The sequence below is a fragment of the Actinoallomurus purpureus genome (assembly GCF_024055795.1).
In the GTDB taxonomy this organism is placed as follows: Bacteria; Actinomycetota; Actinomycetes; order Streptosporangiales; family Streptosporangiaceae; genus Actinoallomurus; species Actinoallomurus purpureus.
The window spans coordinates 58,388-69,165 of the sequence record NZ_JAMXMY010000002.1 but is presented as its reverse complement, the minus strand read 5'-3'; the positions used below and the strand labels follow the sequence as shown (position 1 = coordinate 69,165).

The window sequence follows — 10,778 nt, the reverse complement described above, 5'->3', positions numbered from 1 at the left end:
GAGCCTCCATGATCGAGATAGACCCGCAGGACCTGGCCGACCGCTACATGGCCCAGTGGACGGAGCCGGACGCCGGGCAGCGGCGCAAGGCCATCGAGACCCTCTGGGCGGAGGACGCGACGCACATCCTCCACCCACCCGTGGAGATCCGTGAGGTCGCCGCCGGACTCGGCTTCGACCACACGACCCTCGAGGCCCAGGGGCACGACGCCATCGAGACCCGGGTGAGGCGGAGCTACGAAGAGTACGTCGCCACCGGGCGGTATACCTTCCGCGCGCGCGGCGGCGCGATCCGCCTCCACGAGGTCGTCAAGTTCGGCTGGGACGCGGTGTCCGCCGCCGACGGCACGGTGGCCGGCGGCGGCCTGGACGTCCTCGTCCTCGACGACGACGGCCGGATCACGACCGACTACCAGTTCCCCGAGTGATCCATCGCACCGGACACGGACGGGCGAAGGCCGGCGGCCTCCTGGAGGGCCTCCGCCGTCGCCGCGTCCACCGGCAGGAACGCCTCCAGCTTCAGCTCGGCGAGCGTCACGTCGACGGCCGTGGCGAACGTCGTCACCGTCGTCATCAGATGCAGCTCACCGCGTGAGGACGCCAGATGGAGCGGGACGGCGAACCCCAGCTGCCCGGCGGACGGCTCCAGATCGGGGACGTAGCCCGCCAGCTCGGCGTGCAGCTCCTCCCGATCGCTCAGCCGGGTCAGGATGTGGCGCGCCCACTCGGCGAGGTTGCGGATGCGGGGCGCCATGCCGTCGGGATGCAGCGCCAAGCGGTAGACGTTCCTTCCCGGGCCGAACAGTTCGGGGGCCGCGCCCTCCGCGATCAGGCTCATCGCGTCGTTCGCGGCGATCAGGCCGCCGTTCCGGTCGATCACCAGCGCCGGGTACGGCAGATGACCGCGGAGGATGTGGTCGATCGCGGTGCGCACCGGGGCCAGCACCGGCTCGTCGAGTGAGCTCTCCGGGTAGGCGGGCGCGAACCCGGCGGCCAGCAGCAGCTCGTTGCGCTCGCGCAGTGGCAGTTCGAGCGACTCGGCGAGACGCAGCACCATGGTCCGGCCGGGGACGGACCGGCCGGACTCGATGAAGCTGAGGTACCGCTGCGTAGTGCCCGCTCGCATGGCCAGGTCGAGCTGGCTGAGATGCCGGCGGGTGCGGCGTTCGCGGAGCTTACGGGGGAAGTCCACGGGCCTGTTGTACGGCAGGACGCGGAGTCGCGGCCATTCCCAGCAGGGAATTGTGGGCGCCGACACCGGGCGTGAGCATCGTCGGCATGGACATCGGTGTACTGATCCCGACCGGAAGCGCCCAGTGGGGCCCGGACGGCGACCCCCGGGACCTCGTCGCCTTCGGCCGCCGTGCCGAACGCTCGGGCTTCACCTCGCTCTTCGCCAACGACGGCCTGATCAGTCCGCGCATCGAGGCGCTCACGATGCTCGCCGCGCTGGTCCCGGCGACCGAACGCGTGACGCTGGGGACCGGAGCGCTGCTGCCGTTCCTGCGCCGCCCGGTCCAGGCCGCACAGGCGATCGCGTCGATCGACCTGCTGTCCGGCGGCCGGCTCACCGTGACGGTCGGCGCGGGCTTCCCCGGCCGTTTCGGCCGGCCCTTCTACACACTGTCGGAGGTGCCGTGGGAGCGCCGCTTCGCCCGGCTGGACGAGACGGTCACGCTCTGGCGCGACCTGTGGAAGGGGGCGACCTCGTTCCACGGCGAGATCCTCCGGTTCGACGACCTCCCGCCCGCGACCCGGCCGTTCCGCCCCGGCGGCCCGCCGATCTGGCTCGGCGGCGCCACCCCGGCGGCGCTCGCGCGCACCGGGAGGCTGTACGACGGCTGGCTGCCCTACCCGCCCGACCCCACTGACTACGAGACCGGCCTGCTCGACGTACGGAAGGCGGCGGCCGACGCCGGCCGTACGGCCGATGACATCACCCCGGCCCTGTTCGTGTCCGTACGGGTCGACGAGAGCGTGGAGAGCGGCCGCCGCGCCCTGGAGGACTACGCGCGGGCCACGTACGGCATGCCACTGGAGGATCTGGAGCGGATCCAGGCCGTCGTCACCGGCTCCGACGACGAGGTGCTCGACGGCCTCGGCCGCTACGTCGCCGCAGGAGCACGCCACCTCGTCATCCGCCTGGGCGCGCTCGACCTGCGCGCCCAGCGCGACCAACTCGACCGGGTCGCCGCCCTGATCCCCGCCCTACGGGCGTCGCGTCACGCCGACGCGCCGGGCGGCTCCTGACCGGTCAGCGCCCACTGCGGCCGGCAGCACCTAGATGGTTGAGGTTCAGTAAGCAACGTGGAAGCGCTCTCGGTGGTGCGCCGGGTGCTCAACCTCCTCGGCGAACGCAATGGCCAGGTCGGCCGCCGAGATGTTCGAGTTGCCGCTGGAATCACTGAGCAACACGTCGCCGCCAGTGCGATAGCGACCGGTCCGGTTGCCCGGGTTCCAGGAGCCGAACCCTGCCGCCGGGCTCACGTAAAACCAGTCCACCTCCGTCCCGGAGCTACGCAGCGCCTCCAGGATCGCCTTGTGCCTTAGCGCTTCGTCCAGGGCGGACGCCGGGAAATCAGGTGAGTCCACAAGCAGCGGCCCGTCCGGGCTTGTCTGCAGGCTGCCCGCCCCGCCCATGATGCCGAGCCGCGCGCCTCCTTCAGCGGCAGTGGTGAGCAGGGAGGGCAACGCGTCAATCAACTGGACGCCGTCGATCGCTCCCGCCGGCAGCGCGACCAGGATCACGTCGGCGCCCTTCGTGGCCTGCGCCAGCACGGCCGGGTCGTGCAACGAGCCGGAGACCACGGTCAGATTCGCTCGCTCGGTCAGCGTGGAGGTCGAGCGTGCGACCGCCACAACAGCGTGGCCCCGGTCCAGCAGCTCAGTGGTAATGGCGCCGCCCGCGTAGCCAGTGGCGCCGAAGATGGTGACGGTACTCATTTGGGGAGTCCTTCGAGGTTGGGATTGCCGCTTCCGACGTTAAGCGGTCGAGCGAGCGGCGCCCAGTACAGACTTGTGAGTCCGTACCCCTGCCTTGAGCCCGCAGCGTTCATCAGGGCATGGGCTTCTGCCGTTGCCACGGCGTGCGATCCTGCTGCCCGGCCTCGTCGTCGAAGCGTTCTCGCGCGCCGTGGATCTCGTCAAGGTGCCGCTCGGCCCAGTCCCGTATCGGCGAGATGATCTCCTCCAGCCCCTGCCCCAGGGGGGTAAGCGTGTACTCGACAGCGGGCGGGCTGGCGTTGAGGAGCTCCCGACGCACCAGCCCGTCGCGCTCCAAGTCGCGCAGCGTGCGGGACAGCACCCTAGGGCTCACTCCCTCCACTGCCCGCGCGATTTGACCGTAGCGATGTGGCCCTTCACACAAGATGCCGATGATCAGAACCGTCCACTTGTGCGCCACCTGGTCCAGCACCTGCCGGGTCGGGCAGTCCGCCGCGTAGACGTTGCGTTCCGGTGTCGCGATGTGTTGTTCGGTCACGACGCAAACCTCCACCTTGATCATACTATCAAATTGATAGTACCCGGATGCAAAGCGAAGTGCGGGGCCAGGGAGCCAGGTCGAGCGAGCGCACCCGGCGAATGAGCCCCTAACCAGCGCGACGGTTCTATCCGGAATGACGGAAAAGGGCCCGGTATTCCCGTGGGGAAGTGCCGACTTGTCGATGGAAGGCCGCCCGAACGGAGGCGGGCGCGCCGAGCCCGGTGAGGCGGCCGATACGTTCGACCGACATGGTCGTCGTTTCCAATAGTTCACGCGCACGGTCGATGCGTGCGTGAGTCAGCCACGCCATCGGCGAAGTGCCGACCTCTTCCCGGAATCGGCGTATGAGGGTCCGTCGGGAGATGTGGGCGCGTGTCGCAAGAACATCGATGCTCAGATCGTCCGCAAGGTTTTCCAGCATCCAGTCCCTTAGAGGGGCGAGTCGATCTCCGGTCGCGTCAGCGCGGATCGGATCGACAAACTGTGCCTGGCCTCCTGTGCGCCGCGGGGGGGCGACGAGAAACCGCGCGCGGGTGTTGGCCGCCGCAGAGCCTTGGTCGAGGCGGACCAGGTGCAGGCAGAGGTCTACGCCCGCAGTAATGCCGGCAGAGGTGAGGATGTCGCCATCGTCGACGTAGAGCTGGTTCGGCAGGACGTCGATACGCGGGTATCGCCGGCGCAGTTGATCGGCGTATTGCCAGTGCGTGGTCGCGGGGCGGCCATCGAGTAGCCCGGCCGCTGCGAGGGCGAAGGCTCCCGTGCAGATGGAGACGAGGCGGGTGCCTCGGGCGTGCGCCGCGCGCAGCGCCGCCAATACATCGGACGACGGAGGAACGTCGACGTTCTCGTAACGGGGGACGATCACAGTGTCGGCAACGCCCATGGCGTCGAGACCGGCCGAAGCGGTGATCGTGAAGCCAGCGCTTGGCACCTGTCCGCCCTGGCCGTCCGTGCACACCGTCATCTCGTAATGGGGGTCTGCCCCGAAGATCTGCATCGCGATCCCAAATTCCAGCGCCGACACGCCGGGCAGAACAAGGACCACCACGCGATGCCGATCCACCGCCGTCGTCATGGCCCGATCATAGCGTCGGTTGGCCTTCGGGCCACTGTTGGTTGCCGCGGCCCGCTCGTACGGTCGAAGTATGAACCGCGCACTCGCCTTGCCCACCGGGCCGCTGGCCGATGCCAGCCTCTCCTTGGCGCAGACGTCAGAGAGCTCGCCGATTGCCGACCACAGCATCCGCAGCTTCCTGTTCGCCCGGCTACTGGCCGAGCACGAAGGCTGCCTAGACGACGCCGCCTACGATGAGGGCCTGCTCTTCGCCGCCTGCGTGCTGCATGACCTGGGACTAGGCAACCTCGCGCCGGGCAAGGCCCGGTTTGAGGTGGAAGGCGCAGACCTCGCGGCCTCGCTGCTGACCGATCACGGCATCGCCGCCACGGACGTCGACAGGGTCTGGGAAGCGATCGCCCTGCACTCCTCTCTGGGGATCGCCGACCGGCGCGGCCTTCTGACCTATCTGACCCACAAAGGCGTCTTCATCGACGCCGGCCGCAACACCGACAGCTTGGCCGCCCAACTGCCGCAGGTCTACGCCGCGTACCCCCGGCCCGCCGGAGACCGCTCCATAGTGGACGCGATCGTCGAGCACGCCGCCCGGTCCGAGGCGGCGGCACCCCCCTACTCGATCGCTGCTGAGCTGCTGCGCCAAAGTCGGGCCGAGGCATGACCCCGCGCGAAGCAATTCCAGGCACCCGAGTCGGCGGCGAGGTCAGTCGTACCCGGTCTCGGAGACGATCAGTCTGACCTACGACGTCTGAGTCTGAGGGCTTGCGACGTAATGCCGGCCGGCCGGCCAATGGTCCGGGGCGGCCACCCGGCGCCTTAGGCGCACGTGGTCGCCGTGTCGCCGCGGACTGTCATCGTGCCCGGCACCGGTTCGGCCGGGTCGGTGCCCAGGTCGATGATCCGGTTGTCGCGGTCGACGTGGACGACGCGCGGCCGGAACGACCGGGCCTCCTCGTCGGTCATCGTGCCGTAGCTGATGATGATCACAAGGTCGCCGGGGTGGACGAGGTGGGCGGCGGCCCCGTTGATGCCGATCACGCCGCTGCCGCGCGGGCCGGCGATGACGTACGTCTCCAGGCGGGCGCCATTGTCGATGTCGACGATCTGCACCTGCTCGCCGGGCAGCAGGTCAGCGGCCTCCATCAGGTCCTCGTCGATCGTCACCGAGCCGACGTAGTGCAGGTCCGCCTGGGTCACCGTGGCGCGATGGATCTTCGACTTAAACATTGTGCGGAACATAGGCGTCACTCCGAAGGGCGCGGCAGTGAAACTCCAAAACGGTTTAGCCGAAGTGGAGGGGGACGTTGTCGATCAGGTGGGTGGCGCCCACCCGGCCGGCGACGGCGAGGACGGCCGAGCCGGTGTGGGCGTCGTCGACCTCGCGGAACGTCTCCGGGTCGACGAGCACGAGGTAGTCGAGCTCGAGCGGCGGGTCGGCGGCGATCGCCCCGTCGAGCACGGTCCGCGCCGCGCGTACGGCCTTGGCGGGGCCGTCGTCCACCGCGTCGGCGCCCGCGCGCAGGGCCATGGACAGCGACAGGGCGGTGAGGCGCTCGGACGCGGACAGGTAGCGGTTGCGGCTGGACAGCGCCAGGCCGTCCTCCTCGCGTACGGTCGGGGAGCCGGCGACGCGGACGGGGACGTTCAGGTCGGCGACCATCCGCCGGATCATCGCGAGCTGCTGGGCGTCCTTCTCGCCGAAGACGGCGATGTCCGGGCGGACCAGGTTGAACAGCTTGAGGACGACCGTGAGCACGCCGTCGAAGTGGCCCGGGCGGCAGGCACCCTCCACGATCGTGCCCATCTGCCCGGAGTCGAGCGTGACGCGCGCGCCGAGCGCGGTCGGCGGGTACATGACGTCGACCGTCGGCGCGAAGACCAGGTCGACGCCTTCCGCGGCGCAGATCTCGACGTCGTCGGGGAGCGTCCGTGGGTACCGGTCGAGGTCCTCCCCCGGCCCGAACTGCAGCGGGTTGACGAAGATGCTCACCGCGACGGCGTCGGCCAGCTCGCGGGCCCGGCGCAGCAGCGACCGGTGGCCGTCGTGCAGCGCGCCCATCGTCGGGACGAGCGCCACGGTACCCAGGGAGGCGCGGGCGGCGGCGACTTCCTCACGTGTGCGGGCGATGACGGGCATCATTCTCGGGTCCCCTCGGTGTCGTCTCCAGAGCCGCCCGCGAGGGCATCGAGCAGGCGTTCGGCGTCTTCGGCGCGGAGCAGCCCGGCGGCCAGCGCGCGGTCGGCGGTGAGCCGGGCCAGGGCGATGTACGCTCCCTGCGCCTCGGGCGAGACGCGGGCGAGTTCGGCGACGTGCTCGGCGACCGTCCCGGCGTCGCCGCGGACGACCGGGCCGGTCAGGCCCTTCACGCCGAGCCGCAGGGCGTTGTCGAGCGCCGCGCCGAGGAGCGGCCCGAGCATCCGGCCGGGCGCGTCGACGCCGACCCGCGCCAGCAGGTCCATCGACTCGGCCACGAGCGTGACGAGGTGGTTGGCGCCGCCCGCGAGCGCCGCGTGGTAGAGCGCGCGCCGGTCCTCGGGAATCCAGACGGGCTCACCGCCCATCTCCACGACGAGGGCCTCGGCGACGGGGCGCAGCGGCTCGGGCGAGGTCACGCCGAAGCTGATCCCGGCCAGCCGATCGACGTCGTCGGGCCGTCCGGTGAAGGTCATCACGGGATGCAGGGCGAGCGGGAGGGCGCCGGCGCGCGCGGCGGGCTCCAGGACGCGCACGCCGTACCGGCCGCTCGTGTGCGCCAGCAACTTGCCCTCGACCTTGACGTCGGTGGCGATCAGCCCCGCGACCAGCGGCGCGAGCGCGTCGTCGGGAACGGCGAGCAGGACGAGGTCGGCGGCGGAGACGACCTCCTGGACGGACCGGATCGGAACGCCGGGGAGCCGCTGCCGTGCGCGTTCGTGGGAGGCCTCGGAGACGCCGGCGGCGGCGACGACGGTGTGGCCGGCGAGTGTGAGGGCGTGACCGAGGGCGGAACCGACGCGGCCGACGCCGACGACGCCGACGGCCAGCCGTCCGGGCCGGTCGTGGGACGCGGTCATCCAGCCTCCGTCTCCGGAGGCGGGGGCAGGGGTCGGTCGATGAGCCGGTTTCGCTCGGTCATAGGGCGTTCCAGTCCTTTGCGGGTACCGGACGGTGCGGCCACAGCTTATCTCGGCCGGACCGCACACCGGCCCGCCCGGTGGCACTGCGGGCGGGCCGGTGAACGCTCTTACCTCTGCGACCGGGTCAGGACGACGACCACGGGCGGTGAGGGCGGTGGCACGGCGGGCGGTGGGGGTGGTGGCAGGGCGGGCGGTGGTAACCGGGACCGCCGCCGACCGAGGAGCCGCCCTTGCAGCCGGCGATCGCGCCGCCGATGACGGCGATGCTGTTGCCGCACACGTTGATCGGGGCCGTGATCGGCACCAGGACCTGGTTTCCGGACAGGACGCCTCCCTCGCCGCTCGTGCCGATGCCGATGCCGGCGTTGGCGGGGGCGGCGAGCAGCAGCGCGCCGGTGACGGCTGCCGCCGCCACCCCGGCCGCGGTGAGCTTCTTGAGCACCTGATTTCCTCCCGTACTTCGGTTCACAGCCGCCCCGAAGAGCGGCCGGTACGTACGGTAGTTATCCAGATACTCACAGGTAACAGTAAGCGGATCTACCTTGGCGCAATCGGATCGTTACATAAAGTGACTGTTTTGTCGCCGTCTGTCGATAACGGCCGCCCTACTCGGCGGCCAGCGACTCGACGATCGACGTCCGCGCGGCCCGCCTTCCCGGCATGATCGCCGCTGCCACGCCGGCGACGGCCGCCAGCACGACGAACAGGACGATCCGGCCGATGGGCAGTCCGAGCACCGCGCTGTCGAGGGCGGCGGAGATCGCGACCCAGCCGAGCGCCGTGCCCAGCACCACTCCGATGAGCGCACCGATCAGGGAGATGATCAGTGCCTCCAGCGACAGCATCCGGCGCAGCCCGCGCCGGGTCAGGCCCAACGCCCGCAACAGCGCCGACTCCCTGGTCCGCTCCACCACCGACAGGGTCAGCGTGTTCGCGATGCCGATCAGCGAGATGACGATCGCCAGCGCGAGCAGGCCGGCGACCAGCAGGAAGACCTGGTCGAGGGCCTTCGACAGCTGGTCCTTGATGTCCGCCGCCGACTGCACCCGGACCGCGGGGTATGCCTTCAGCGCGTCGTCGACGGCCGCCCGCGAGGAGAGCGTCGAGATCCCCGGCTTGGCGATCAGATAGACCTGCTCCGGATCCTTGGGGCCGAACGACCGTGTGAAGTCCGTCTCGTCGAGCAGGACGTCGGGGAGGATCGACTCCCCGGAGACGATCGCGGCCACGCGAAGGTTCGCCGTGCCTTGGCGGGTCCGCACGGACACCGTCCCGCCGACCCGCGCGCCGAGGCCACCGGCCCGGCGCTGGTGCAGCACCACGGCGCCCGGCCGCAGGTCCGTCAGGGAGCCCGCCGTGACCTTCGGTTTGAGGTCCCTGCCGAGGAACCGCTGGGTCATCGACCCGACGTCCTCCTTGTGTCCGCCCACCGTGGCGGACGCCGTACGGATCTCGATGACGGCAGAGAACTCCGGCTTGGCGCGCAACCGGGCCACCGCGTCACCGGCGATCGGCCGGTCGTCGTCGCCCGTCTGCGTGCTCAGCTGGTAGTCGACCGGGAACTGGTCGCGAAGGCTGCTGTCCGCGGTGGAGCGCACCGACGTGAGCGCCACCGAGAACATCGTCATCAGTGTGACCCCCACCGTCAGCGCCACCGTGGTGACCGCCGCACGCTTGGGGTTGCGCCGGGAGTTCGCCAGGGCCAGCCGGCCGGGCACCCCGAAGATCCGCGCGGGCGGCCAGCCGACGATCCCGCTCAGCGCCCGGACGATCAGCGGGCTGAGCGCGATCACACCGAGGAAGAGCAATGCGCCCGCGACCATGACCATGAGGAAGGGGGTCTGCCCTGGTTTCGAGGTCAGCGCGAGGACGGCCACGCCGATGCCGGCCGCGCCGAGAAGGGCGCCGGCGATGACGCGGAGGACGCCGGCCCGGCCCTTCACCCGTCCCTCCGTCTGCGCACGGAGCGCGGCGACCGGCGGAACCCGCGTCGCCGCGCGGGCCGGCATCAGCGCCGAAAGCACGGTGACGGCGAGTCCCACGGGGATGCCGACGAGGAACGGGGTGGGCGAGACGGTCAGCGAGCCGCCCGGCATGCCGCTCCCGGAGTTGAAGATGAGGGCCGCGCCGTATCCGAGGCCGATTCCGACGATCGCGCCGAGCGCCGAGGCCAGCAGTCCGACGACCGCCGACTCGATCAGGACGCTCCGGAAGACCTGGCCCCGGGTCGCCCCGACGCAGCGCAGCAGCGCCATCTCCCGAGTCCGCTGGGCGATCAGAATATTGAAGGTGTTGTAGATGACCAGCGCGGCCACGAACAGTGCCACGACCGCGAACGCGAGGAAGAACATGGCGATCGAGTCGACGTCCAGGCCCGATGAGGCGGCCAGCTTCTTGGCGAGTCCGTGGCTGGTCACGGTGGTGAACGACGGCCCGGCCGCCGCGGCGACGGCGGCGCGCAGCCGGTCGTCGGAGACGCCGGGGGCGCCCTTGACGTCGATCTCCATGTAGCCGTGCTCGCCGGTCATCTGCGCCGCGACCGGCCTGGTGAACCCGACGGCGCCACGGAAGCCGATCTCCTGGTCGACGCCCACGTCGACCAGGCCGGTCACGGTGAACGCGTGGGCGGTGCCCTTCTTGTCCAGGACCCGGATCGCGTCGCCGACCCGGTAGCCCGTGTGCCCGGCGATCGTCTTCTCCAGGACGGCCTCGCCCGGGCCGGCCGGGGCGCGGCCCTTCTCGATCGTGTAGCGGGACAGCGCGCCGGTGGCCATCGACATCCCCAGCGTCGGCGTCTCGCCGTACGCCCGGCCGTCCTTGCCGAGCAGCGGGGCGTCCCCTCGCAGCTGTCCCTGGGCGTCCTGAACGCCGGACACGGCGCGGACCGCGCGCAGTGTCGACTCCGGGATCTTGTCGTCCTTGGCGAGGACGGCCACCGAGACCTTCTCGGCGGAGGCGGTGAACTGCCGGTCGAACCCGGCCTTCATCGTGTCGGTCAGCACGAACGTGCCGGCCACGAAGCCCACGCCGAGGGTGATGGCGAGGGCGGTGAGCATGAGGCGCAGCAGGTGCGCGCGGAGCCCGGCCAGTGTCGTCTTCAGCACG

At 70.7% G+C, this 10,778-nt stretch carries 12 protein-coding genes; 3 read left to right on the top strand and 9 right to left on the bottom strand.

What is annotated here, in order from left to right:
- The first annotated feature begins 8 nt into the window (after positions 1 to 8).
- Positions 9 to 428, top strand: coding sequence for a hypothetical protein (locus tag NE236_RS04900; protein WP_252840594.1), 420 nt, complete (start codon positions 9 to 11; stop codon positions 426 to 428).
- On the opposite strand, the gene NE236_RS04895 is transcribed toward NE236_RS04900, so the two are convergent.
- Complete coding sequence (locus tag NE236_RS04895; RefSeq protein WP_252840593.1) at positions 410 to 1,192, bottom strand: MmyB family transcriptional regulator; 783 nt, start codon at positions 1,190 to 1,192, stop codon at positions 410 to 412. The genes NE236_RS04900 and NE236_RS04895 overlap by 19 nt on opposite strands.
- 86 nt (positions 1,193 to 1,278) lie before the next feature.
- Here NE236_RS04895 and NE236_RS04890 point away from each other — a divergent pair, with 86 nt between their 5' ends.
- Positions 1,279 to 2,250: an LLM class flavin-dependent oxidoreductase gene (locus NE236_RS04890; protein ID WP_252840592.1), complete on the top strand. Its 972-nt coding sequence runs from the start codon at positions 1,279 to 1,281 to the stop codon at positions 2,248 to 2,250.
- Between the two features lie 45 nt (positions 2,251 to 2,295).
- Here the strand turns inward: NE236_RS04890 and NE236_RS04885 are convergent, their stop codons facing one another.
- The 3 genes from NE236_RS04885 to NE236_RS04875 all read right to left on the bottom strand — a co-directional run bounded on the left by NE236_RS04885 (position 2,296) and on the right by NE236_RS04875 (position 4,559).
- Positions 2,296 to 2,943 carry an NAD(P)-dependent oxidoreductase gene (locus tag NE236_RS04885; protein WP_252840591.1) on the bottom strand — a complete coding sequence of 216 codons (648 nt, stop codon included), beginning with the start codon at positions 2,941 to 2,943 and terminating at the stop codon, positions 2,296 to 2,298.
- 112 nt (positions 2,944 to 3,055) lie between these two features.
- Complete coding sequence (locus tag NE236_RS04880; RefSeq protein ID WP_252840590.1) at positions 3,056 to 3,505, bottom strand: winged helix-turn-helix transcriptional regulator; 450 nt, start codon at positions 3,503 to 3,505, stop codon at positions 3,056 to 3,058.
- Positions 3,506 to 3,608: 103 nt separating this feature from the next.
- Positions 3,609 to 4,559, bottom strand: a complete 951-nt coding sequence (locus NE236_RS04875; protein ID WP_252840589.1) for a GlxA family transcriptional regulator — start codon at positions 4,557 to 4,559, stop codon at positions 3,609 to 3,611.
- A gap of 70 nt (positions 4,560 to 4,629) precedes the next feature.
- On the opposite strand from NE236_RS04875, the gene NE236_RS04870 reads away from it, so the two are divergent.
- Positions 4,630 to 5,217 (top strand): HD domain-containing protein, encoded by a 588-nt coding sequence (locus NE236_RS04870; RefSeq protein ID WP_252840588.1) that lies wholly within the window; start codon positions 4,630 to 4,632, stop codon positions 5,215 to 5,217.
- Between the two features lie 155 nt (positions 5,218 to 5,372).
- On the opposite strand, the gene panD is transcribed toward NE236_RS04870, so the two are convergent.
- The 5 genes from panD to NE236_RS04845 all read right to left on the bottom strand — a co-directional run bounded on the left by panD (position 5,373) and on the right by NE236_RS04845 (position 10,777).
- Positions 5,373 to 5,795 (bottom strand): aspartate 1-decarboxylase, encoded by a 423-nt coding sequence (gene panD, locus NE236_RS04865; protein ID WP_252840587.1) that lies wholly within the window; start codon positions 5,793 to 5,795, stop codon positions 5,373 to 5,375.
- Between the two features lie 43 nt (positions 5,796 to 5,838).
- Positions 5,839 to 6,696 (bottom strand): pantoate--beta-alanine ligase, encoded by an 858-nt coding sequence (gene panC, locus NE236_RS04860; RefSeq protein ID WP_252840586.1) that lies wholly within the window; start codon positions 6,694 to 6,696, stop codon positions 5,839 to 5,841.
- Positions 6,693 to 7,610 carry a Rossmann-like and DUF2520 domain-containing protein gene (locus NE236_RS04855; protein WP_252840585.1) on the bottom strand — a complete coding sequence of 306 codons (918 nt, stop codon included), beginning with the start codon at positions 7,608 to 7,610 and terminating at the stop codon, positions 6,693 to 6,695. The genes panC and NE236_RS04855 overlap by 4 nt, the downstream gene beginning before the upstream one ends.
- 187 nt (positions 7,611 to 7,797) lie before the next feature.
- Positions 7,798 to 8,115 carry a chaplin family protein gene (locus tag NE236_RS04850; RefSeq protein WP_252840584.1) on the bottom strand — a complete coding sequence of 106 codons (318 nt, stop codon included), beginning with the start codon at positions 8,113 to 8,115 and terminating at the stop codon, positions 7,798 to 7,800.
- Positions 8,116 to 8,278: 163 nt separating this feature from the next.
- The gene (locus NE236_RS04845) at positions 8,279 to 10,777 is read right to left on the bottom strand and encodes an ABC transporter permease (protein ID WP_252840583.1); all 2,499 of its coding nucleotides are present in this window, start codon (positions 10,775 to 10,777) and stop codon (positions 8,279 to 8,281) included.
- Position 10,778: the final 1 nt, after the last annotated feature.

What these genes read in the sequence shown, in the direction of transcription:
- NE236_RS04855 (WP_252840585.1), bottom strand. Translation starts at nt 7,610, where the DNA reads ATGACCGCGTCCCACGACCGGCCCGGACGGCTGGCCGTCGGCGTCGTC.
- NE236_RS04900 (WP_252840594.1), top strand. Translation starts at nt 9, where the DNA reads ATGATCGAGATAGACCCGCAGGACCTGGCCGACCGCTACATGGCCCAG.
- NE236_RS04890 (WP_252840592.1), top strand. Translation starts at nt 1,279, where the DNA reads ATGGACATCGGTGTACTGATCCCGACCGGAAGCGCCCAGTGGGGCCCG.
- panD (WP_252840587.1), bottom strand. Translation starts at nt 5,795, where the DNA reads ATGTTCCGCACAATGTTTAAGTCGAAGATCCATCGCGCCACGGTGACC.
- NE236_RS04870 (WP_252840588.1), top strand. Translation starts at nt 4,630, where the DNA reads ATGAACCGCGCACTCGCCTTGCCCACCGGGCCGCTGGCCGATGCCAGC.
- NE236_RS04885 (WP_252840591.1), bottom strand. Translation starts at nt 2,943, where the DNA reads ATGAGTACCGTCACCATCTTCGGCGCCACTGGCTACGCGGGCGGCGCC.
- NE236_RS04880 (WP_252840590.1), bottom strand. Translation starts at nt 3,505, where the DNA reads ATGATCAAGGTGGAGGTTTGCGTCGTGACCGAACAACACATCGCGACA.
- NE236_RS04875 (WP_252840589.1), bottom strand. Translation starts at nt 4,559, where the DNA reads ATGACGACGGCGGTGGATCGGCATCGCGTGGTGGTCCTTGTTCTGCCC.
- panC (WP_252840586.1), bottom strand. Translation starts at nt 6,696, where the DNA reads ATGATGCCCGTCATCGCCCGCACACGTGAGGAAGTCGCCGCCGCCCGC.